This is a genomic window from Sphingobium sp. MP9-4 (assembly GCF_005281675.1).
GTDB lineage: Bacteria > Pseudomonadota > Alphaproteobacteria > Sphingomonadales > Sphingomonadaceae > Sphingobium > Sphingobium yanoikuyae.
Map to the genome: position 1 here is coordinate 119,086 of NZ_LUFI01000060.1, position 20,133 is coordinate 139,218.

The 20,133-nt window shown below is 64.9% G+C and carries 25 protein-coding genes; 7 read left to right on the plus strand and 18 right to left on the minus strand.

From position 1 onward, the window contains the following. The first annotated feature begins 96 nt into the window (after window positions 1–96). Complete coding sequence (locus tag A0U87_RS19070; RefSeq protein WP_107917652.1) at window positions 97–693, plus strand: 5'-methylthioadenosine/S-adenosylhomocysteine nucleosidase; 597 nt, start codon at window positions 97–99, stop codon at window positions 691–693. On the opposite strand, the gene A0U87_RS19075 is transcribed toward A0U87_RS19070, so the two are convergent. The 5 genes from A0U87_RS19075 to petA all read right to left on the minus strand — a co-directional run bounded on the left by A0U87_RS19075 (window position 690) and on the right by petA (window position 5,185). Then, a complete protein-coding gene (locus tag A0U87_RS19075; RefSeq protein ID WP_137405880.1) occupies window positions 690–1,763 on the minus strand; it encodes an endonuclease/exonuclease/phosphatase family protein in 1,074 nt (357 codons plus the stop codon). The two genes, A0U87_RS19070 and A0U87_RS19075, sit on opposite strands and share 4 nt — an antisense overlap. A 71-nt stretch (window positions 1,764–1,834) precedes the next feature. Then, window positions 1,835–2,371, minus strand: a complete 537-nt coding sequence (locus A0U87_RS19080) for an adenine phosphoribosyltransferase (protein WP_048938714.1) — start codon at window positions 2,369–2,371, stop codon at window positions 1,835–1,837. An 80-nt stretch (window positions 2,372–2,451) separates the two neighbouring features. Beyond that, complete coding sequence (locus tag A0U87_RS19085) at window positions 2,452–3,300, minus strand: cytochrome c1 (RefSeq protein ID WP_037507701.1); 849 nt, start codon at window positions 3,298–3,300, stop codon at window positions 2,452–2,454. A 14-nt stretch (window positions 3,301–3,314) separates the two neighbouring features. Next, window positions 3,315–4,607, minus strand: a complete 1,293-nt coding sequence (locus A0U87_RS19090; protein ID WP_048938713.1) for a cytochrome b/b6 — start codon at window positions 4,605–4,607, stop codon at window positions 3,315–3,317. A gap of 11 nt (window positions 4,608–4,618) precedes the next feature. Next, window positions 4,619–5,185 carry a ubiquinol-cytochrome c reductase iron-sulfur subunit gene (gene petA, locus A0U87_RS19095; protein ID WP_004208161.1) on the minus strand — a complete coding sequence of 189 codons (567 nt, stop codon included), beginning with the start codon at window positions 5,183–5,185 and terminating at the stop codon, window positions 4,619–4,621. 193 nt (window positions 5,186–5,378) lie between these two features. On the opposite strand from petA, the gene A0U87_RS19100 reads away from it, so the two are divergent. Genes A0U87_RS19100 through A0U87_RS19110 form a run of 3 tightly spaced genes read left to right on the plus strand, consistent with a single transcriptional unit; the run spans window position 5,379 to window position 7,313 of the window. Further along, window positions 5,379–5,837, plus strand: a complete 459-nt coding sequence (locus tag A0U87_RS19100) for a tRNA (cytidine(34)-2'-O)-methyltransferase (protein ID WP_004208162.1) — start codon at window positions 5,379–5,381, stop codon at window positions 5,835–5,837. Then, complete coding sequence (gene hemF / locus A0U87_RS19105; protein ID WP_048938712.1) at window positions 5,834–6,709, plus strand: oxygen-dependent coproporphyrinogen oxidase; 876 nt, start codon at window positions 5,834–5,836, stop codon at window positions 6,707–6,709. The genes A0U87_RS19100 and hemF overlap by 4 nt, the downstream gene beginning before the upstream one ends. Before the next feature lie 4 nt (window positions 6,710–6,713). Then, window positions 6,714–7,313 carry a GNAT family N-acetyltransferase gene (locus A0U87_RS19110; protein ID WP_048938711.1) on the plus strand — a complete coding sequence of 200 codons (600 nt, stop codon included), beginning with the start codon at window positions 6,714–6,716 and terminating at the stop codon, window positions 7,311–7,313. Here the strand turns inward: A0U87_RS19110 and A0U87_RS19115 are convergent. Next, complete coding sequence (locus A0U87_RS19115; protein ID WP_048938710.1) at window positions 7,295–8,089, minus strand: hypothetical protein; 795 nt, start codon at window positions 8,087–8,089, stop codon at window positions 7,295–7,297. The genes A0U87_RS19110 and A0U87_RS19115 overlap by 19 nt on opposite strands. Before the next feature lie 76 nt (window positions 8,090–8,165). On the opposite strand from A0U87_RS19115, the gene lipB reads away from it, so the two are divergent. The 3 genes from lipB (at window position 8,166) to A0U87_RS19130 (ending at window position 10,019) form a co-directional block, all read left to right on the plus strand. Continuing rightward, the gene (gene lipB / locus A0U87_RS19120; protein WP_048938709.1) at window positions 8,166–8,870 is read left to right on the plus strand and encodes a lipoyl(octanoyl) transferase LipB; all 705 of its coding nucleotides are present in this window, start codon (window positions 8,166–8,168) and stop codon (window positions 8,868–8,870) included. 62 nt (window positions 8,871–8,932) lie between these two features. After that, on the plus strand, window positions 8,933–9,220 hold the full coding sequence (locus tag A0U87_RS19125) for a hypothetical protein (protein WP_048938722.1): 288 nt from the start codon (window positions 8,933–8,935) through the stop codon (window positions 9,218–9,220). A 103-nt stretch (window positions 9,221–9,323) separates the two neighbouring features. Next, window positions 9,324–10,019, plus strand: coding sequence for a hypothetical protein (locus tag A0U87_RS19130; protein WP_048938708.1), 696 nt, complete (start codon window positions 9,324–9,326; stop codon window positions 10,017–10,019). Window positions 10,020–10,031: 12 nt separating this feature from the next. On the opposite strand, the gene queE is transcribed toward A0U87_RS19130, so the two are convergent. The 12 genes from queE to fliQ all read right to left on the minus strand — a co-directional run bounded on the left by queE (window position 10,032) and on the right by fliQ (window position 20,129). Beyond that, window positions 10,032–10,676, minus strand: a complete 645-nt coding sequence (gene queE / locus A0U87_RS19135) for a 7-carboxy-7-deazaguanine synthase (RefSeq protein ID WP_037507690.1) — start codon at window positions 10,674–10,676, stop codon at window positions 10,032–10,034. A gap of 3 nt (window positions 10,677–10,679) precedes the next feature. Beyond that, window positions 10,680–11,381 carry a 7-cyano-7-deazaguanine synthase QueC gene (gene queC, locus A0U87_RS19140; RefSeq protein ID WP_004208170.1) on the minus strand — a complete coding sequence of 234 codons (702 nt, stop codon included), beginning with the start codon at window positions 11,379–11,381 and terminating at the stop codon, window positions 10,680–10,682. Window positions 11,382–11,428: 47 nt separating this feature from the next. Then, window positions 11,429–11,836, minus strand: coding sequence for a hypothetical protein (locus tag A0U87_RS19145; RefSeq protein ID WP_037507688.1), 408 nt, complete (start codon window positions 11,834–11,836; stop codon window positions 11,429–11,431). A 126-nt stretch (window positions 11,837–11,962) separates the two neighbouring features. Beyond that, on the minus strand, window positions 11,963–12,868 hold the full coding sequence (locus A0U87_RS19150) for an Hsp33 family molecular chaperone HslO (RefSeq protein ID WP_004208172.1): 906 nt from the start codon (window positions 12,866–12,868) through the stop codon (window positions 11,963–11,965). 123 nt (window positions 12,869–12,991) lie between these two features. Continuing rightward, window positions 12,992–13,918, minus strand: a complete 927-nt coding sequence (gene argF, locus A0U87_RS19155) for an ornithine carbamoyltransferase (protein ID WP_037507687.1) — start codon at window positions 13,916–13,918, stop codon at window positions 12,992–12,994. A gap of 125 nt (window positions 13,919–14,043) precedes the next feature. Next, window positions 14,044–15,240: an aspartate aminotransferase family protein gene (locus A0U87_RS19160; RefSeq protein WP_048938706.1), complete on the minus strand. Its 1,197-nt coding sequence runs from the start codon at window positions 15,238–15,240 to the stop codon at window positions 14,044–14,046. A 175-nt stretch (window positions 15,241–15,415) separates the two neighbouring features. Continuing rightward, window positions 15,416–15,817: a flagellar protein FliS gene (locus tag A0U87_RS19165; RefSeq protein ID WP_004208175.1), complete on the minus strand. Its 402-nt coding sequence runs from the start codon at window positions 15,815–15,817 to the stop codon at window positions 15,416–15,418. Between the two features lie 16 nt (window positions 15,818–15,833). Then, on the minus strand, window positions 15,834–17,246 hold the full coding sequence (fliD, locus tag A0U87_RS19170; protein ID WP_137405881.1) for a flagellar filament capping protein FliD: 1,413 nt from the start codon (window positions 17,244–17,246) through the stop codon (window positions 15,834–15,836). A 101-nt stretch (window positions 17,247–17,347) separates the two neighbouring features. Next, window positions 17,348–17,827: a hypothetical protein gene (locus tag A0U87_RS19175; protein ID WP_010338839.1), complete on the minus strand. Its 480-nt coding sequence runs from the start codon at window positions 17,825–17,827 to the stop codon at window positions 17,348–17,350. 110 nt (window positions 17,828–17,937) lie between these two features. Further along, window positions 17,938–19,074 (minus strand): flagellar type III secretion system protein FlhB, encoded by a 1,137-nt coding sequence (locus tag A0U87_RS19180; protein ID WP_137405882.1) that lies wholly within the window; start codon window positions 19,072–19,074, stop codon window positions 17,938–17,940. Window positions 19,075–19,077: 3 nt separating this feature from the next. Next, entirely contained in the window at window positions 19,078–19,860 is a 783-nt protein-coding gene (gene fliR / locus A0U87_RS19185; protein ID WP_004208179.1) for a flagellar biosynthetic protein FliR, read from the minus strand. Continuing rightward, a complete protein-coding gene (fliQ, locus tag A0U87_RS19190) occupies window positions 19,857–20,129 on the minus strand; it encodes a flagellar biosynthesis protein FliQ (protein ID WP_004208180.1) in 273 nt (90 codons plus the stop codon). Before fliQ ends, fliR begins: the two co-directional genes overlap by 4 nt. Between the last annotated feature and the right edge of the window lie 4 nt (window positions 20,130–20,133).

The window sequence follows — 20,133 nt, forward strand, 5'->3', positions numbered from 1 at the left end:
GAAGTCTCCGGATTTCCGAGGCCTTATTTTTTGCGCTTTTCCGGCTATGACGCGCAGCAGCGAGACGGAGACCAGCAGATGACGGCGACATGTGGGATGATGGGCGGACGGCGGCTGCTGTTCGTGATGGCGATCGACGCCGAATATGGCCCGCATCTGCAAGCCCGGATCACCCCGCTGATGACCGGCGTCGGCCCTGTCGAGGCGGCACTGGCCATGGCCGTGACGCTCGACCGGATGGCGCAGGCGGGCACCCTGCCCGATCTGGTGGTGTCACTAGGCTCCGCCGGGTCGCGGGTGGGCATGCTGGGCGAGGTCTATCAGGTCGCCAGCGTCTCCTGGCGCGACATGGATGCGTCGCGCCTGGGGTTCACCAAGGGGGTGACGCCGCTGATCGACCATCCGGTCGACATTCCGCTGGTCACGCCGCTCGAAATCCGCGCCCTGCGACTGTCGACCGGCGCCAATGTCGTAGGCGGCGAGGAATATGCCGCGATCGACGCCGACATGGTCGACATGGAAACTTTTGCGATTGCCCGCGCCTGCCAGCGCTTCGGCGTGCCGCTGATGGGGTTGCGCGGCATTTCCGATGGGCCGGGCGAGCTTGAAGACATGCTCGGCTGGACGCAGTTGCTCTCGCTGATCGACGAGAAGCTGGCGGTGGCCGTCGATGCCCTGGGCGAGGCGCTTTAACAGCCGCCCGGCTGGCGCGCGGCGCCGCGCGGCCAGGACAGTTCATAGGTAACAAGGAAGCCATCATGGTCGGACAGTTGCGGCCCGCTCGGCCCGCCATCGAACATCGCCTCCACCCGGATCGGGCGAACCGAGACCCGGTCACCGGGCCAGAAGAATTGCAGATCCTGCGTATCCATCCAGGGTTCGTCGCCATCCCAGGACATGCGCACATCGCAGCCTGACGCCGCATCGGCGCAGACGCGATGGACCAGGTTGAGCGCCTGATAGCGGGAGAAATTCTCCCAGCGCGGTTCGGAATGGCGCATGTTGAAATCGCCACCAAAAATCAGCGGATAGGCGTCGTCATGGCTGGCATCGATGAAGGCCGAGGCTTCGAGCGCCTGCCGTTCATGGGCGGCGAGGTTGCGCGGTCCGGGCGCGCGGGAGGCCCCGCGCGAGTTCATGTGGGTGTCATAGATGTCGATCGGCGTCGGCACGCCGGGCATGGCGATGCGGGCCAGCACGATCCCCTTGTTCGACAGGCAATCGAGGCCCGCACAGGATTTGCGCCCATAGGCGCGCCTCTGTGTCAGGAGAATCGGATAGCGGGAGGCGACCGCCAGACCGCTGCCGGAAAAATGGATACCAATCTCGCCCCGGTTGATATGCGACTTGCCGGGCAGCTTGTCCTTGGTCGACCCGCGCGCGCGGGTCGTGCGATGCGGGCCGGCGGCGATCGCCGGATAGCCGGTATCGGCCACCGCCTGCTTCGCCGATCCGCTGAACATTTCCTGGAACAGCACCACGTCGGGCGCCGTTCCCGCCGCGCGCATGGCGGCCAGTCGCTCCGCTATCTGGTCAAGGGACGGCCCCCGTCCGCTGCGTGCCGGCCAGCCCAGCCCCTCAATATTATAGGTCAGCACCGACAGGGTGGTGGTGATCCGCTGTGCATCCGGGGCGGCGAGCGTGGGCGCGACTGCCGCGCTACAGGACAATTCCCGATAGGGTGCCGGCGTCGCACAGGCCGATAGCAGCAGCGGCGCCACACAGCCGCCGAACCGGTGGAGGAAGCGGGAAGTAGCGGCCATATGCTCCTCGTCATCGGATCGGCGCATCATGGCGCGAAAGGGCGCCGGCGACAACCGGCGCCTAGACCGGATCAGTCGCCCTCGAACAACAGGATCGCGCGCGAGGGGACACCGTCCTGCTCCAGCGCGGCAAGCCCGCCCAGGTCCGGCAGGTCGATCGCGAACAGCGCCATCAGCACCTGCGCGCCCTGCTCGCGCAGCAACCGCGCCGCGGCCTGCGCCGTCCCGCCGGTGGCGATCAGATCGTCGACCAGCAGCACGCGCGCGTCCTGCTGCACCTGTCCTTCATGCAGTTCCAGCCGGTCGGTGCCATATTCCAGCACATAGTCGATGCCGACGGTCTTGCCCGGCAGCTTGCCCTTCTTGCGGACGGGCACGAAACCCTTGCCCAGCTTCAGCGCCAGCGCAGCGCCGAGGATGAAGCCACGCGCCTCCACGCCGACGATCAGGTCGGGGTCGAGCGGTCCTGCCACCTTCGCCATCTGGTCGATCAGTTCGGCCAGACCCGGCCCGTCGGCCAACAGGGTCGTGATGTCGCGGAACTGGATGCCCGGCTTGGGGAAGTCGGGGATGGTGCGGACCAGCGCGGTCAGACTGTCGATGCTCATGGTTGAAGCCCCATAAGGAAAGGGCGCGCTCCCGACAAGGAAGCGCGCCCTTTCTTTCATGCCATCGGGCAGAGGTGCGGTCAGGCCGCCTTCTTCTTGTCCGCCCAGATATTCTGATAGGCCATATAGGCAAGGCCCGTGGCGATCAGCAGGAAGAGGATGGTCGCCACGCCCGCGCGGCGGCGATTTTCCAGCTTCGGCTCGGCCGTCCAGGTAAGGAAAGCGGCCACGTCCTGCGACATCTGGTCGATGGTCGGCTTGGTGCCGTCGCCATAGGTCACCTGGCCATCAGCCGACAGCGGCGGCGCCATGGCAAGGTTCAGGTTGGCGAAATAGGGGTTGAAGTGCAGCCCCTCGGGCGTCTTGGCATCCGGGAAATGCTTGAGCAGTTCGGCCGGCTGTTCCTGGAAGCCCGTCAGCAGCGAATAGACATAGGCCGAACCATGATGGCGCGCCTTGGTCATCAGCGACAGATCCGGCGGGATCGCATTATTGTTCGCCGCCGCCGCCGCGACATTGTTCGCGAAGGGGGACGGGAAATAATCGGCCGGAATGCCATCGCGGGTCGAGGCCTCACCCGTCGCCGGATCGACGCTGGGGGTCTTGATCGCCCAGTTCTTGGCGATCGCCTTGATCTCCGCCTCGTTATAGCCAATGCCGGCCAGGTCACGGAAGGCGACGAACTTCAGGCTGTGGCAGGCCGAGCAGACCTCCTTGAACACCTGGAAGCCGCGCTGGAGTTGCTGATTGTCATAACGTCCCAGCGGCCCGTCGAACGAGAAGGAGACATGCTTGGGGGCCAGGTGGAACTCATGCTCCACCGTCTTGGCCGGAGGCTCCACCACGTAGGAATAGGCACCCACGAGGAAGGAGATGAGCAGCCAGCCGGCGAAGAAGAGGCCGACAAGGAATGCGCCGATGCGTACCATGCTTGTCTTCCCCCTTATTCGGCCGGGACTGCGGCGGTTTCGCCGTCAGCCTTGGCATATTTGGCCAGTACCGCTTCGGTGATCGAATTGGGCAGCGGCAGCGGCTTTTCGAAACGCGCGATCATCGGCAGGATGATCAGGAAATGCGCGAAATAATAGGCCGCGGCGACCTGGCTGATCATCACATAGGGCTCTTCCGCCGGCGCACCGCCGCAATAGCCCAGGATCAGCACGTCGAGCACCAGGATCCAGAAGAACGTCTTGAAGGTCGGGCGATAGCTGCCCGAGCGCACCGGCGAGGTGTCGAGCCAGGGCAGGAAGAAGAGCAGCAGGATCGATGCGAACATCGCCAGCACGCCCAGCAGCTTGGCCGGCACGAAGAAGAAGTCGACGGTGAAGGCGCGCAGGATCGCGTAGAAGGGCCAGAAATACCATTCGGGCACGATATGCGCCGGGGTCGAGAGCGGGTTCGCCTCGATATAATTGTCCGGGTGGCCCAGATAATTGGGCGCGAAGAACAGCAGGATCGCGAACAGGATCAGGAAGACGCCCGCCCCGAAACCGTCCTTCGCCGTATAATAGGGATGGAAGGGCACGGTATCCTGGGGGCCCTTCACCTCGACACCGGTCGGGTTGGAGGAACCGGGAATATGCAGCGCCCAGATATGCAGGATCACCACGGCCGCGATCACGAAAGGCAGCAGGAAGTGGAGCGAGAAGAAGCGGTTCAGCGAGGCATTGCCGGGAGCAAAACCGCCCAGCAGCCAGGTCTGAATCGGCTCGCCCACCACCGGGATCGCGCCGAACAGGCCGGTAATGACCTTGGCGCCCCAATAGCTCATCTGCCCCCAGGGCAGGACATAGCCCATGAAGGCGGTCGCCATCATCAGCAGGAAGATGACGAGGCCGAGCAGCCAGACCATCTCGCGCGGCGCCTTGTAGCTACCGAAATAGAGACCGCGGAAAATGTGCAGATAGACGACGATGAAGAAGAAGCTGGCGCCGTTGGCATGGGCATAGCGCATCAGCCAGCCCGCATTCACGTCACGCATCGTCTGTTCGACGGTGCCGAAGGCGACCAGCGTGTTGGCGCCATAATGCATCGCCATGACCACGCCGGTGACGATCTGGATCACCAGCGCCAGCCCGGCAAGCACACCGAAATTCCAGAAATAATTGAGGTTGCGCGGCACCGGATAGCCGGCACCGACAGCATTGTAGACGAGGCGCGGCAGCGGTAGCTTCTCGTCGACCCACTGCATCAGCGGATGCTTGGGGGTATAATGTTCAGCCCATGGAAAGCTCATGACGGTCCCCCTCAACCCACAAGAATGGCAGTGTCGGAAGTGAAGCTATACTTCGGCACTTCCAGATTCTTGGGGGCAGGCCCCTTACGGATGCGGGCGGCCGTGTCATAGGACGAACCGTGGCAAGGGCAGAAATAACCGCCGAATTCGCCGCGATTTTCGCCCTCGCCCGCGCCCAGCGGCACGCAGCCCAGATGGGTGCAGACGCCCATGGTGATCAGCCACTGCTTCTTGCCGTCGACGGTGCGTTCCGCCAGCGTCTGCGGATCGCGCAGCGTGGACGGGTCGACCTTGTCGGCCTCGGCAATTTCCTTGTCGGTGAGCTGGCGAACGAACAGCGGCTGCGACCGGAAGGTCGTCTTGATCGCCTGGCCCGGCTGGATCGCGGAAAGATCGACCTCGGTCGATGCGAGCGCCAATACGTCGGCGCTGGGGTTCATCTGATCGATGAGCGGGAGAATGACGCCAACGGCGCCCACCCCTGCGAAGCTCACCGCAGCGATATTGATGAAATCGCGGCGACGCACTCCGTCTTCGCCGGATAGACCCTGCCCGTCAACTTGTTCTGAGTTCGCCATGCACCTCTACCCTTGCAAGACTTCCCTATTCACGCCGGAATGCCTTGAGTGATCCTGATTATCAAGGGAGTTAGGGTATACCCCGCCTCCCCCCGGCGTGGGTCAAAGGTCTGATAACCGGACTGTCAGGGCTTTGCCAACCGCAAAGTCATCCAGACTATGACAAATCGCCGCGCTGCATTATGCGACAGCCATGCGTATCGCTCTCTACCAGCCCGAAATCGCCGGCAATGTCGGCGCCATCCTGCGCCTCGCCGCCTGTTTTGCCGTGCCCGTCGACATCATCATGCCGACCGGATTCGCCTTTTCCGACGCCCGGCTGAAGCGCGCGGCAATGGATTATGGCGCAGCGGCCGAAGTCGTGCGCCACGCCAATTTCGAGGCATTTGATGCCGAAAGACGGGCCGCCGGCCGCCGTTTGCTGCTGATGAGCAGCCACGCGTCGGAACGGCTGCCCGACGTGACATTTCGCAGTGACGATGTCTTGCTGATGGGATCGGAAAGCGCGGGCGTGCCCGATCATGTCCGCGATCTGGCCGATATTCGCGTGCGCATTCCGATGGCGCCGGGCTTCCGCTCGCTCAACATCGCCGTTTCCACCGGCATCGCCGTTGCCGAGGCCCTTCGCCAGACCGGGAGCTTCCCCGCATGACGCCTGACATACGCTTCACCCTGAACCCGCAGCAGCAGGCGGCCCGTACCTGGTTCGAATCGCTGCGCGACCGGATCTGCGCAGAGTTCGAGGCGATCGAGCGCGAAGCCGGCAGCGACGCCAGCTTCGCCTACACCCCCTGGGACCGCGAGGCCGACGGCGTGGCGCCGGGCGAAGGCGGTGGCGGCGTGCGCGGGGTGATGAAGGGCAAGGTCTTCGAGAAGGTGGGCGTCAATGTCTCGACGGTGACCGGCGATCTTGCCCCCGGCTTTGCCCAGACCATCCATGGCGCGGCCGACAATCCGGCCTTTTTCGCCACCGGCATCAGCCTGGTCGCGCATATGGCGAACCCGCATGTGCCGTCCGTCCACATGAACACCCGCTTCCTCAACACCAGCAAGACCTGGTTCGGCGGCGGCGCAGACCTCAATCCGCCCCTGCCGCGCGACGAGGATACGGCGGATTTCCATGCGGTGTTGCAGGCCGCCTGCGACGCCCATGATCCGGCCTTTTATCCGCGCTTCAAGGCCTGGGCGGACGACTATTTCTTCATCCCCCATCGCGGCGTGCATCGCGGCGTCGGCGGCATCTTCTACGATCATCTCGACTGCGCGGACGATGCCGCGTTCGACGCCAATTTCGCCTTCACCCGCGATGTCGGCGATGCTTTCCTGGCCGCCTTCCCGCCGATCGTACGGCGGCGGATGAACGAGGCGTGGAGCGAGGAAGAGTATCGCACCATGCTGGAATGGCGCGGCCGCTATGCCGAATTCAACCTGGTTCATGACCGCGGCACCCTGTTCGGGCTCAAGACCGGCGGCAATATCGACGCGATCCTGATGAGCCTGCCGCCGATGGCGAGCTGGAGCTGACCCGATGGCGCTGACCCCGGTCGATCCGCGCGAGATCGCGACCATCGTCACCCATCTGGAAATGCGCGAACGGCCAAAACCCGCGCCGATCCCGCCCGCGCCGCTGCGGCTGGTGCCGTGGAAGACGCCGGACCTTGCCGCCTATCGCGCCCTGTTCCGCCGCGTGGGCGAGCCATGGCTGTGGTTCTCGCGGCTGGTGATGCCGGACGATCAGCTCGCGGCCATTCTGCATGATCCCTTGGTCGAGGTCTATGCCGTCACCGATCCGCGCGGGGTGGAGGTCGGCCTGCTGGAGCTGGATTTCCGCAGCCCGTCACAATGCGAGCTGGCCTTTTTCGGGCTGGTGCCCTCGCTCAACGGCAAGGGCCTTGGCAAATGGCTGATGGCGCAGGCCAAGTCACTCGCCTGGCGCAAGGGGGTGGAGCGCTTCTGGGTCCATACCTGCACGCTCGACAGCCCGGCGGCGCTCGGCTTCTACATCAAGTCGGGCTTCACGCCTTATGGCCGGGAGATCGAAACCTTCGCCGATCCGCGCCTGCTGGGCCTGCTGCCGCCCGACGCGGCGCCGCAGATTCCGATGTTCGGTCAGCCCGCCGACGCCTGACGATAGATGCGGGCCAGCATCACCAGCATATAGACCTGGATCACCGTCGATACCGCCGCCGAGGCGACGCCGCCCACCAACCGGGCGGCCTCCGGCCCAGCGGCAAGGCCAGCGAGCGCACCGAAGATCGTCTGCGCCGCCATGCTGGCAATGCCCGACAGCAGGGTGATCAGGATGATGAAGCCCAGCAACCGCCAGAAGCAGCCCCGCGTCAGCACCCAGGCATGGCGCAGCGAGGGCACCACCCCCTGATTGCCGTCGATCACCGCCGGATTGAGCAGCATCAGCCGGACGCTGGCGAAGATCGTGGCGCCGCCGACAAAGGCGCCGAGGATAGCGCCGATGCTGGTGCCCACAGACTCCGAGACCAGGCTGGCCAGAACGGCGACCAAAATCGCGGCCAGCATCAGCCCGCCGATCAGGAACATGGCGAGCAAGGCTGTGCCCAGCAGCACAGGCAGTCGCGCGAAGCCGAGGCGCAACGCCTCCCCCACGCTGATGCCCGGCCGCAGCGCCAGCGCAAACAGCGTCAGCGATCCGAACCAGATGATGATAACGCCCAGCAGCGTCGCCAGCGCAAAGCCCGGCGGAATATCGGGCAGGCCGGTGCGCTGGGGATTGGCCATCCATTCGGCCAGTTGCGGCGGCGTCATTTCCTGCAGGATCAACCCCGGCAGGGCCAGGAACAGCAGCGCGACGGGAAAGAGCAGCGACGCTTCGCGGGCGACGAAGGCAACCGCCTCCTCCCACGCCTTGCCGATCGAGACTGCCGCCATATCTAATGCCTACCCCTGTCCTGCGAAATGCGGCCCGAGACTTGATCGCTCGCCCCGCTCAAGTCAAGGAAGCGCCATGACCGATCCCCTGCCCTTTCCTGACGTCGAGTGGCGCAGCGATGCTACCCCCGTCGACTATCCGACCGCCCTTGCCGATATGGAGGCGCGGGCCGCCGCCATTTATGAAGGCGATGCGCGCGAGCGCGTCTGGCTGCTAGAGCATCCGCCGCTCTACACCGCCGGCACCAGCGCCGATCCGGCCGAACTGATCGACCCGCGCTTTCCTGTCCATGATGCCGGACGCGGCGGCCGCTACACCTATCATGGGCCGGGCCAGCGCATCGGCTATCTCAACATCGACCTGCGCGAACGCGGCAAGGATGTGCGCAATTTCGTCCATCATCTCGAAGGCTGGATGATCGACGCGCTCGCCGACCTGGGCATTGCCGCCCGCCGCGCCGAAGGGCGCATCGGCATCTGGACCGACGACCGGCAGGGGCGCGAGGCGAAGATCGGTGCGCTGGGCATCCGCGTCCGTCGCTGGGTCACGCTGCACGGCTTTTCGATCAACGTCGATCCCGACCTGTCCCATTTTGGCGGCATCGTGCCGTGCGGGATCAGCGAGTTTCCGGTGACCAGCATCGCCGCACTGGGCCGCAATGCCTCGATGGAAGCCCTTGATGCCGCGCTCAAGGCGCATTTCCCCGCCTTTCTCGGCCGGCTGCGGCGCTGCGGATCGGGCGACGGCACGGGACTTGAGCAATGCGGGACCGCCCGCTAGGGTCCGCCACTTCGCCAGGTGGGGGGCCGCCGGGCATGTTGAGCCATGTTATGGAGACCCGGATGCGCCTTGACGCAAGGATGATGACTGCCGCCCTGTTGATCGGCTGCATGCCGCTGGCAGGCTGCGGCGGTGGCGGCGAAAAGAGCGGCAACACGGTGCAGATGAAGGATATGGAAGTGGTCGATGGCACCGCCACCGACGCCATGACCGATCTGGACGGCGTGCAGAGCGAGGGCACCAGCCTGGCCCTGCCGGACAACCGCACCGAACCCAAGGCCGCTGCCCCGGCCAAGGCGGACAATGGGACCGCACCCGCCAATGATGAGGAAGTCGTGTCGGATCAGTGAGGCTTTTGCCGTTCACTTCCGATACAGCCGCGCTATAGTCGATGCCGTTATGGGGGTATGGGGCGTTCGCGCCGTCAAGACCCCGGCTGAGAGGGTTTATTCAATGACGTTCCGTTTTCGCTCGCGCCAGGCCTTTGCCGCCCTGACGATCGCTGCCGCGTCGCTCGCCGCCGCGCAGCCGGCCACCGCGCAATTCTTCTGGTCGCCGCCCGACATGTCGGCCCCTGCCCTGACGGACGAAGCCGCCGCCACCGCGCTGGGCCTGCCTGGCGCCACGGCCGACGAGATCAAGGCTGGCCTCACCTGGAACCTGCGCGCCGCGATCAACGTCGCCGCGCTGCAGTGCCAGTTCGAACCGACCCTGCTGTCGGTCAGCAACTACAACGCCATGATCGCCCATCATGACGCCGAACTTGACGCGGCGCAGGCGACGCTGCTCAGCTATTTCCAGCGCACCAAGGGCAAGGGCAAGCCCGGCCAGTCGGCGTCCGACATGTATAATACCCGCATCTATTCGGGCTATTCGACGGTCCAGGCGCAACGCGGCTTTTGCCAGGCGGCGGCGGCGGTCGGTCGCCAGGCGATCTTCGCCGATCGCGGCCAGCTCAACGTCGTCGCGCGCCAGGGCCTGGCTTCGATCAAGAAGTCGCTCGTCCATGCCGGCGAGCAATATTATGGCGATCCGGGCTGGAACTATCAGCTCGCTTTGCCCTCGCTCGACGCCAAATGCTGGAAGAAGGGCGTGCTGCTGCCCGAATGCCACCAGCAGTGGAACCAGAAGGCAGGCGTCCAGCCCTGATCTGACGGAGACTTAACGCAGGCCCAGATATTTATGGGCCTGCACCGTCAACCGCCAGCGCGGCCGGGCCATCACCAGATCGATGGCCGCGCGGGCATTGTCCACGGCATGGGCATCGTCGAGCGGCTGGACCAGCAGATGGTCGAAGCCCCAGCCCTCCATCGCCTCGACATCGGCCAGGCTGTGGCCGCCATCGGGCTGCGGCCAGACCAGCTTCAGCTCATTGCCCTTCACTTGGACCACGTCGCTGCCCGCCTTGGGGCTGATGCAGACCCAGTCGATGCCCGGATGCGCCGGCAAGGTGCCGTTGCTTTCGATCGCGATGGTGAAGCCACGGGCATGGAGCGCGTCGATCAGCGCATCGTCGACCTGCAACATCGGCTCGCCACCGGTCAGGACGATATAGGGGCCTTCCCCCTCGCCCCAGAAGGCGAATGCCGCATCGGCGAGCGCGTCGGCGGTCGCGAACTTGCCGCCGCCATCACCGTCGGTGCCGACGAAATCGGTATCGCAGAAGCGGCATACGGCATCGCGCCGGTCCTGCTCGCGCCCGCTCCACAGGTTGCAGCCGGCAAATCGCAGGAAGACCGCGCGCCGCCCCGCCTGCACCCCTTCGCCCTGCAGGGTCAGGAACATTTCCTTGACCGCATAGGTCATGTGTCAGGCCTTTCCAGGACGCGTCGCATAGACGGTGGGATCGGGCAGCCCTGCTTCCTCGAAGCCCTTCGAGCGCAGGCGGCAACTGTCGCACAGGCCGCAATGCTTGTTGTCGGGCGTCGGATCATAGCAGGACCAACTGAGCCCGGCATCCAGGCCCAGGCGATGCGCCTCGCGCACGATGTCCGCCTTGGTCATGAACTGCAGCGGCGTATTGATGCGGATCGGATGGCCCTCGACCCCCGCCTTGGTCGCCAGCGTCGCCATTTTCTGGAACGCGTCGATAAATTCGGGACGGCAGTCGGGATAGCCCGAATAGTCGAGTGCATTGACGCCGATATAGATGTCGCTGGCCGAAGCGACTTCGGCCAGGCCCAGCGTCAGCGACAGGAAGATGGTGTTGCGCGCCGGCACATAGGTGACGGGGATTTCGTCGCCCACGCCGCCCTTGGGCACTTCGATGTCGGCGGTCAGTGCCGACCCGCCAAAGGCCGTGAGGTCGAGCGGCAGCACGATATGCGACATGGCATTGAGCGCCGTCGCCACCTTGGCCGCGGCGCGCAGTTCGACGCGATGGCGCTGATTATAATCGATCGTCAGCGCCAGGACGCGATAGCCCGCTTCGCGCGCGAGCCCGCCCGCGACCATTGAATCCAGCCCGCCCGAAAGCAGGACGACGGCGAATTTTCCATTCTGTGCGACCATGATGCTGCGCTAGACCTCGTTATGTTGCAGTGCAAGGGGGCCGCCGGTCAGCGGCATGCCCCGACATGGCGCCCTTCGACCATGTTGGAAAAGGGCGCGCCGTCGCTGATCCCCTGCGATCGTATCTGGATGAGGCGCGGCGTTTCGACGCGCAGGTCGGTGCGCGCATTGCCGGCCGCACCGCAATCGAAGGTCACGGTGGCGGCAGCAGGCGCATCGCTGACCACGAACGGCTTGCAGCCGGGGCCGGCATTGGCCGGCTCCAGCAACTGATGCGGCATCGTCACGCACAGGCGGCGGGGCGGCGCGGTGGGATCATCGCGCAGGCGCAATTCCCATTCGCCCGTTTCCAGCTTGGCGAGCGCAGCCAGTTGCGGAGCATTCGCCGCCCCGGCCCAGCTTGCCATCATCATTGCCGCCGCGGCGCCCAGCGCCTGCAGCCCCAGCCTTGCCATCTTGCGTCCAGACCTTGTCATCGGCGCCGGGGAGCGGCGCCATGCTTCATCCTGTTGTGCCGCGCAATTGCGGCAATTTGATAGCGCGGGGCGAACGGCCCTGCCGCAATTGCCCCGCGCCAGCTTTCAATGGGTGACGAAACTGTCCAGCGCCAACGGGAACAACCGCGAGCAGAAGGCGCAATCGACGCCGATAATGCCCTTCTCGTCCGCCATCGCCACCCGTTCGTCGGCCGGGAAGCGGCCGATCACATCGCGAATATGGGCAAGGTCACAGCGACAGCCCTTGGCAAGCGCCGTCGTTTCGGTGACGCGCACCTCTTCCTCCTCATGGAACAGGCGCCAGGCGATGTCGGTCAGCGGCAGGTCGAGATCGGTCAGTTCCTCGTCGCGCAGCGTGCCGGCCAGCGCCTGCACATGTTCCCATTCGGGATGGTCATGGCGCACATGCAGGCGCTCGCGCCCCACTTCGCCCTCGGGCAGATGCTGGAGCAGCAGGCCCGCCGCGACGCAGCCTTCGCCCGGCTCATGCCGGGTCGCGATCTGGACGATGCTGGGGATCTGTTCGGACTGGAAGAAATAATGCTCCGCCGCCTCGGCCAGCGACGATCCGTCCAGCGGCACGATGCCCTGATAGCGCTCGCCGGTCGCCGCCTGGTCGAAGGTGATCGCCAGATAGCCCTTGCCGAACAGGCCGAACAGGGTCGGATCGCTGCCGATTTCCGCCAGCCGTTCGGCATCGAACTTGGCATAGCCGCGCAGTTCGCCGCCCTTGTAATCGGCCACCAGCAGGCTGACGACGCCATTTTCGGTCTGCGCCTGCAGGGTCAACTGGCCGCCGGCATCCTTGAGCAGGCTACCGAGCAGCGCGCCCAGCACCAGCGAGGACGCCAGCACCCGCTCGATCGCCGGGGGATAGGCATGGGCAGACAGCACCTGGTCCAGCACCGGCCCCAGCCGAACGAAACGGCCACGCACATGGCGCGAGGGGATGGTGAAGCCAAGGGCCTGATCGACATTGCTACTGGTCACGATATTTCCTTCCGATCCACCCGCCCCGAAAGCCGCGAGGGCCCGTCCTCCGCTTCCCAGCGCAGGACAGGCCCCGTCATCTTTCAGGGCGAACGGAAAATTTCGCCCGAATATAGGGTGAGCTTACAGCTTTCCAAGCGCCCAGAGCAGAACCGACTTCTGGGCATGGATGCGGTTCTCCGCCTCGTCCCAGATCAGCGACTGCGGACCGTCGATCACCGCCTCGACCACTTCCTCGCCGCGATGGGCGGGCAGGCAGTGGAGGAATTTGGCGTCGGCCTTGGCGCCCGCCATCAGCTCCGGCGTCACCTGATAGGGCATCATCGCCGCCAGCTTTGCCTCGGCATGGGCCTGGCCCATGGAGATCCAGGTGTCGGTGACCACGACGTCGGCACCGGCCACCGCCTGCGCCGCATCGCGGGTCAGGGTGATGGTCGAACCCGCTGCCTGCGCTGCGGCGGCAAAGGACGGATCGGGATCATAGCCCTCAGGGATGCCCATGCGCACGTCGAACTTCATCAGGCCGGCGGCCTCGACGATCGAGTGGAGGACGTTGTTGCCGTCGCCCAGCCACGCCCATTGGCTGCCGGGCAGCGCCAGGCCATGCTCGACCACGGTCAGCAGGTCGGCAACGATCTGGCAGGGATGCGACAGGTCCGTGAGGCCATTGATGACCGGGACGCTGGCATATTCGGCCATTTCCTCGATCTTGGCATGGTCATCGGTGCGGATCATGATCGCGTCGGCCATGCGGCTGAGCACGCGGGCCGTGTCGGCGACGGTCTCGCCGCGTCCCAACTGACTGGTCGCGCCGTCCAGGATCAGCGAATTGCCGCCGAGCTGGCGGATCGCCATGTCAAAGCTGACGCGGGTGCGCGTGCTGTTTTTCTCGAAGATCATCGCCAGCGTGTGGCCGGCGAGCGGCGCATCGGCGTCGACCCAGCCCTTGGGCTTGCCTGCCCGTGCCGCCTTGCGATCGATGGCATCAGCGATCATCGCGGCGATCGCGTCGCCGCCCGCATCGGTGAGATTCAGGAAATGCTTGGTCATTGGAAACAACCTCTAACCCGTTCAGGCTGAGCGAAGTCGAAGCCCCCGCCTGAACGAAGTGAAGGCACCTCGCTTTGCTCGGCGATACCCTTCGACTTCGCTCAGGGCGAACGGAAACTAAATGGTCAGGCCGCCTTGGCGTCCGCGAAGCTCCGCGCACCGGCGGAAATCTTCTCGATGCACTCGGCGATATGGCTTTCGTCGATGACGAGCGGCGGCAGGATGCGCAGCACATTCTGGCCCGCCGATACCGACAGGAAACCATGATGGTCGCGCAGATGGCCGACGAAGGCGCGCGCATCATAGGCGTCCTTCATCTTGACGCCCAGCATCAGCCCCATGCCGCGCACATCCTCGAACATGTCGTCATGGTTTGGGATCATCTGCTCCAGCGCGGAGCGTAGACGCGCGCCCATCGCCGTCACCTGCTCCAGGAAGCCGTCCGCCAGCACCTCTTCCAGCACCGCGATGCCCACCGCCATGGCGAGCGGGTTGCCGCCATAGGTGGAACCATGGGTGCCGAACACCATGCCCTTGGCCGCTTCCTCGGTGGCGAGACAGGCGCCGAGCGGGAAGCCCGCGCCGATGCCCTTGGCCACCGCCATGATGTCCGGCGTCACGCCATATTGCTCATGGGCGAAGAAGGTGCCGGTGCGGGCATAGCCGCACTGCACTTCGTCCAGGATCAGCAGCAGGCCATGCTCGTCGCACGCCTTGCGCAGGCCGGTTAGGAATGCCTGGGTTGCCGGGGTCACGCCACCTTCACCCTGCACCGGTTCCAGCAGGAAACCGGCGGTATTGTCATCGATCGCGGCCAGTGCCGCGTCGAGATCGTTGAAGGGCACGACCTGGAAACCGGGCAGCAGCGGCTCGAAACCATCGCGCATCTTGGGCTGGCTGGTCGCCGAAATGGTGCCCAGCGTGCGGCCGTGAAAGGCGTTGTCGAAGCTGATGATCTTGTGCCGGTGCGCTTGCCCATTGGCATAATGATAGCGGCGCGCGGTCTTGATCGCGCACTCGACCGCTTCGGCACCCGAATTGGTGAAGAAGACGGTGTCCGCGAAACTATTATCAACCAGCTTCTGCGCAAATTCCTCCCCCAGCGGCGAACCGTAGAGGTTGGAGATATGCATCAGCGTCGCAGCCTGATCGGCAATGGTCTTCACCAGCTTGGGGTGGCCATGGCCCAGCAGATTGACGGCGATGCCGCTGGCGAAGTCGAGATAGCGCTCGCCGCGCTCCCCGATCAGGTAGCAGCCCTCGCCTCGGACCGGACGCACATCGCACCGGGGGTAAACGGGCATGAGCGGCGTAATCGACATGTGCCTTCCCTTTCTGGGTTGATGCTGCGCGTCCGTGCGCATTGGATATAACGCAAAAAGGCGGCCCCCGCCGGGCCGCCCTTGTGCGAGTGCCGCCTATACAGGCCACCGGAAGGGGGTGCAACCCCGCAACCGGGCCAGTCGACAGCCTATGGACTGATCGCGCCGTGAGCGATCAGGGCTGGCCGATCTGGCTCCAGGCATCGGCAATCTCGCCGACCATGGCGCGGGCCTGCTCGACCGGCGCGGCATCATGCTCCTTGGCGCTGACCAGCAGCAGGCGGCGGGCCTCGCGATAGATGCGCGCCAGGCCGGTGGCAATGTCGCCGCCCTTGTCGAAGTCGAGGCTCGCTTCCAGCGCGAACAGAATCGACATGGCGCGCGCCTGCTTGTCGGACACCTTCAGCCGGTCGCCATTGCGTTCGGCCAGCGCCGTGGCATCGAGCGCGATCAGCAGTTCGTCGAACAGGATCTTGACCAGCGCGTGGGGCGTGGCGCCCTCGATCCGGCTGCCCGAATGCACCGCCGCATAGCGCCGTGCCGCTGCCGTACCCGCAAAGCTGTGATTATAGAACATGTTTCAAAGTCCCCGATTAACTGTCGCTCTTGTTCCAGGCATCGATCTGCTGCTGGAGATAGCTTTGGGTTGCGTTGAGCGCAGACAGCTTGGTCTGCATTGCCGAATAGATGGAAGTCAGGCGCGCCTCATAGTCGGCCATGTCCTCGTCCAGCTTTTCGAGCTGTTCGGTCAGGCTGTCGGCCAGCTTCTCATAACGGTCCTGCGCCGCCCTGATCGGGCCGTTGTCCAGCTCGATATTGTCGCGCACGCTGTCCATCAGGCCCGACAGGCCCAGATTATCGGCGGTCGACTTGGCGGGATTGAGCATCTTGGTGATGCCCGCCGGATCGGCGGCCAGCGCCTTGTCCAGCGTATCGGTGTTGAGTGTCAGCGTGCCGTCGCGGTTGGTCGCGATGCCGATATCGGCCAGCGTCTTGTAGCTGCCGATCGAGGCCAGCTGGGTCGATGTGATCTTCGACAGCTGCGACTTCATGTCGCGCACTGCCGACACACCGTTGAGGACGCCCGCGGTCGACGAATCCGTGCCGGTCGAGGTCGACGTGTTCAGCGCCTTCATCAGCGTATTATAGGCGTCGACAAATTCCTGCAGCAGATCCTTCATCGTCGCGGTCGGCTGCGTCATGGTCAGGTTGACCGTGCTGTTGACGTCCGCCGCGGTCAGTTCGATCCGCAGATAGGGGATCGCATCGTCGATGGTGTTGCTGGCATATTCATAGTCGGTGCCGTCGAGCGTGATCTTCGCATTGGCCGGGTCCGACGTCGAGGTCATCGCGCTGCTGTTGAGGCCGGCGAGAACGCTGGTCGAGCTGTCGGCCGAGCTGGTGATGGTGAAATCATTGGCCGCGCCGGTTTCGCCCTTGAACACCAGCCGCGTGCCCTGTGCATCGGTGACGACGCTCGCGGTCACGCCGATGTCGGCGGCGTTGATCGCCGAAGCCAGGCCGGAGAAACTGTTATTGCTCGAATCGACGGTGATCGTCGCGGTCTTGCCGCCCGCCGTCGTGATGGTGAGCGATCCGGTGCCGACCGCCGTGCTGCTGGTAGCGCCGCTGGTCGCGGCCGAGGCGAAGATGCGGGCGGTCGCCAGCGACTTCACCACCAGCTGCGCCGGCAGACCAGCCGGCGTGCCGCCGCTCAGCAGGCTGACCGACGCGATGTTGGTGTTGGTCGAATTGGGCGTGCCGGTATATTCGGCACCCGACAGGACGCTGGTCAGTGCATCAGCGAAGGTGTCGAGCGAACTGATGGCCGACGCCAGTGCCGAGATGCGGGCATTGTTGGTCGTCTGCTGGGTGGTGATCGCGGACTGGCGCGGGTCACGGGTCGCGCTGACCAGGCTGGTGACGAGCGCGCTCGTGTCGATGCCCGAATTGGCACCCAGCGCCGACAGGATGCTGCTCCCTACCGATGTCGTCGTCGTTGCCATGGGCCGTCCTTTCAAATGAGAGAACGGCCGTAGCGCGAAGATGTTTAGGAATGATTTTCAAGCTGATGGCAAAGCCCGCAAAAAAGCGGGCATGGCCGCGATCAGATCGCCGATGCGGACAGGATCTGGTCGACGGTCCCGCGCGCGACATGCGCCTGGGCCGCATAGGCATAGCTGGCCTGCTGGGCGATCCGCTTGGCCAGGTCGGCGGCCTGCTCCACCGCCTCGCGGGTGGCGGGCGGCAGCGGAATGTAGATGAAGGGCTGCGGCATCATCGCCTGGACCGCCGCCGATGCGCCATCGACCGACACATCCCCCTGCCCGGCGCGCATATCGGCCAGGATATCGGCGATCCGGGCATGGATGCGCGCATATTCGGCGGCGCCGGCGGCATCTTCGTCGACCGCAACGATATCGACTGCAAAACTCTCCTGCCTGCGCGCATCGCTGGCAGACATGTTGCCCTGCTCGGTCGCAGATTCCGTCGCTGAAACCGGCTGAACGGCCGCAGCCGGCACCGGCGCGCGAACGACGCTCCGATCCACTGGCGAAATCTCGCTACGCGAAAAATACTCGTTCATGACGCACCATCCTAATGCGTCCCCGTAAACAGAATACGGACAAGCGTGGCTAAACCTTAATTCACCATCGCCCTATTTCTTCGATCAACTGCCAAGTATCAGCAAATTCTCTACAATTTCTTTCCATCCGGATCGAAACGCAGATCTTCGGGTACGGTAATGAATGGACGGTCCATTTCCGTCGCCATCTTGTTCTCGACCCGGAAGACGAAGGCCAGCACCGTCGCCACCGCCATGTAGAGGCCTTCATTGACGATTTCGCCAGCGCGCGAGGTGAAGTAGATCGCGCGCGCCAGTTCGGGATATTGCAGCACCGACACGCCATGATCCTCGGCCAGTTCACGGATCGAGGCCGCGATCGCGTCACAGCCGCGCGCGACCACGACCGGCGCGGCATCCACGCCGGGTCGATAGCGCAGCGCCACCGCGAAATGGGTCGGGTTGGTGATGATGACGCTGGCCTCTGCCACCGCCTGGCGGGTCGATCCGTTCAGCACCTCGAACTGGCGCCGGCGGATCTGGCCCTTGAGTTCGGGCGAGCCTTCGCTTTCCTTATGCTCGTCCTTGATGTCCTGCTTGCTCATGCCCAGCCGCTTGCCGCGCTGGAAAATCTGCATGGGCACGTCGATGCCGGCGATCACGAACAGCCCGCCCGCCATCACCAGGCAAACCAGGATGAACATGTTGCCAAGGTCGCTGATCGCATTGCCGACCCCCGCCTTGCCCAGGCCGATGATCGCGGTCAGCCGGTCCCAGATCATCCAGAAGCCGACCGCGCCCAGCAGCCCCACCTTGGCGATCGACTTGACCAGTTCGATCAGCCCCTGTGCGCCGAACATGCGCTTGAGGCCAGAAGCCGGGTTCATCTTCGACGCCTTGGGCGCGAAGGCGCCGGGACGAAAGCCCAGCGAACCGAGCAGCGCCGGCGCCGCGATCGCGGCAAAGAAGGTCGCGAGCAATACGCCGCCCACCGGCAGCGCGATGTCCGCCAGCAGGTCGGTGCCACGCGTCACCGGCGAGAAGTTCACGATATCCTCGCGCCCGAAGCGCAGTGCGCGGGTCAGCATGCCCGACAGCGCGTCGATCAGGCCCGGCCCGGCAACCGCCAGCCAGCCGATGCCGGCCATCACCACCAGGGCCGTCCCCAGTTCGCGGGACTGGAGGATGTCGCCTTCCTTGGCGGCATCCTGCAATTTCTTCTGTGTCGGTTTTTCGGTCTTTTCGCCGCCCTCGGACCCGCCCGCCATGGCTCAGCGTCCTTCCGAGATGGCGCGGGCCTGTTCCAGCCCCGACTTGAGCGCGATGGTGATCCCCTCGCCCATCACCGGCACCGCCATCGCCAGCAGCACCAGCCCCGCCATCACCGCCATCGGCATGCCGACGGCGAACAGGTTGAGCGCGGGCGCGGTGCGCGCCAGCATGCCCATGACGATCTGCACCAGCACCAGCGCGAAGCCGACCGGCAGCGCGATCGTCACCCCGGCACCCAGCAGCGAGCCGCCAAACTGGATCATGTGCCAGACCGCATCATTGCTGAGCATCGCCGCGCCCGGCGGCAGCGCCTTGTAGCTCTGCACCACGAAGCTGACGAGCAGCAGATGGCCGTCCATCGCCAGCAGCAGGAAGGTCGAGAGGATCGACAGGAACTGGCCGACCGCCTGCGTCCCCTGCCCCGATCCCGGATCGACCATCGCGGCAAAGCCCAGCCCCATGGTGTTGGCAATCGCCTCACCCGCGACGAAGGCGGCGGAATAGCCGATCTGCACGGCAAAACCCATGGCAAGGCCCGTCAGCACTTCGCCGGCGACCAGCATTACGCCTTCGAAACTGGCGACGCCGTCATGCGGCAACTGGATGGTGACGCTGTTGAGGGCGGCCATGCCAAGCGCGAGCGAGAGGATCAGGCGCAACTGAAGCGGCATCGCGGGCGCACCGAAGACGGGCGCGGCCAGAAAGGCCGCACCAGGGCGGATCATGGCGATCAGCCAGATCCACAATTGCGTCTCGACGCCTGCGAAGCCGGGTGCGATCATTGCAGCAGGTCCGGTATCCGCTCGAATATCTCGCGCGTGAAGTCAGCGATCAGCACCATGATCGATCCGCCGAACAGGGTCAGCATCGCACCCACGACCAGAATCTTGGGAATGAAGCTGAGCGTCTGTTCGTTGATCGACGTTGCGGCCTGGACCATGCCGATCAGCACGCCCGCGACCAGCGCCGGAATCAGGATCGGCGCCGTCGCCAGCGCCGTGATCCACAGCGCATGCTGTGCCAGGCCCATGAAGAAATCCGCATTCTCCATTGCC

Coding starts and splice junctions, on each gene's coding strand:
- A0U87_RS19165 (WP_004208175.1), bottom strand. CDS start 15,817: ATGTTCTATAATCACAGCTTTGCGGGTACGGCAGCGGCACGGCGCTAT.
- A0U87_RS19145 (WP_037507688.1), bottom strand. CDS start 11,836: ATGGCAAGGCTGGGGCTGCAGGCGCTGGGCGCCGCGGCGGCAATGATG.
- lipB (WP_048938709.1), top strand. CDS start 8,166: ATGACCGATCCCCTGCCCTTTCCTGACGTCGAGTGGCGCAGCGATGCT.
- A0U87_RS19090 (WP_048938713.1), bottom strand. CDS start 4,607: ATGAGCTTTCCATGGGCTGAACATTATACCCCCAAGCATCCGCTGATG.
- A0U87_RS19115 (WP_048938710.1), bottom strand. CDS start 8,089: ATGGCGGCAGTCTCGATCGGCAAGGCGTGGGAGGAGGCGGTTGCCTTC.
- A0U87_RS19125 (WP_048938722.1), top strand. CDS start 8,933: ATGCGCCTTGACGCAAGGATGATGACTGCCGCCCTGTTGATCGGCTGC.
- A0U87_RS19075 (WP_137405880.1), bottom strand. CDS start 1,763: ATGGCCGCTACTTCCCGCTTCCTCCACCGGTTCGGCGGCTGTGTGGCG.
- hemF (WP_048938712.1), top strand. CDS start 5,834: ATGACGCCTGACATACGCTTCACCCTGAACCCGCAGCAGCAGGCGGCC.
- A0U87_RS19080 (WP_048938714.1), bottom strand. CDS start 2,371: ATGAGCATCGACAGTCTGACCGCGCTGGTCCGCACCATCCCCGACTTC.
- fliQ (WP_004208180.1), bottom strand. CDS start 20,129: ATGGAGAATGCGGATTTCTTCATGGGCCTGGCACAGCATGCGCTGTGG.
- argF (WP_037507687.1), bottom strand. CDS start 13,918: ATGACCAAGCATTTCCTGAATCTCACCGATGCGGGCGGCGACGCGATC.
- A0U87_RS19100 (WP_004208162.1), top strand. CDS start 5,379: ATGCGTATCGCTCTCTACCAGCCCGAAATCGCCGGCAATGTCGGCGCC.
- A0U87_RS19160 (WP_048938706.1), bottom strand. CDS start 15,240: ATGTCGATTACGCCGCTCATGCCCGTTTACCCCCGGTGCGATGTGCGT.
- queC (WP_004208170.1), bottom strand. CDS start 11,381: ATGGTCGCACAGAATGGAAAATTCGCCGTCGTCCTGCTTTCGGGCGGG.
- A0U87_RS19180 (WP_137405882.1), bottom strand. CDS start 19,074: ATGGCGGGCGGGTCCGAGGGCGGCGAAAAGACCGAAAAACCGACACAG.
- petA (WP_004208161.1), bottom strand. CDS start 5,185: ATGGCGAACTCAGAACAAGTTGACGGGCAGGGTCTATCCGGCGAAGAC.
- fliD (WP_137405881.1), bottom strand. CDS start 17,246: ATGGCAACGACGACGACATCGGTAGGGAGCAGCATCCTGTCGGCGCTG.
- A0U87_RS19130 (WP_048938708.1), top strand. CDS start 9,324: ATGACGTTCCGTTTTCGCTCGCGCCAGGCCTTTGCCGCCCTGACGATC.
- A0U87_RS19175 (WP_010338839.1), bottom strand. CDS start 17,827: ATGAACGAGTATTTTTCGCGTAGCGAGATTTCGCCAGTGGATCGGAGC.
- A0U87_RS19070 (WP_107917652.1), top strand. CDS start 97: ATGATGGGCGGACGGCGGCTGCTGTTCGTGATGGCGATCGACGCCGAA.
- queE (WP_037507690.1), bottom strand. CDS start 10,676: ATGACCTATGCGGTCAAGGAAATGTTCCTGACCCTGCAGGGCGAAGGG.
- fliR (WP_004208179.1), bottom strand. CDS start 19,860: ATGATCGCACCCGGCTTCGCAGGCGTCGAGACGCAATTGTGGATCTGG.
- A0U87_RS19085 (WP_037507701.1), bottom strand. CDS start 3,300: ATGGTACGCATCGGCGCATTCCTTGTCGGCCTCTTCTTCGCCGGCTGG.
- A0U87_RS19110 (WP_048938711.1), top strand. CDS start 6,714: ATGGCGCTGACCCCGGTCGATCCGCGCGAGATCGCGACCATCGTCACC.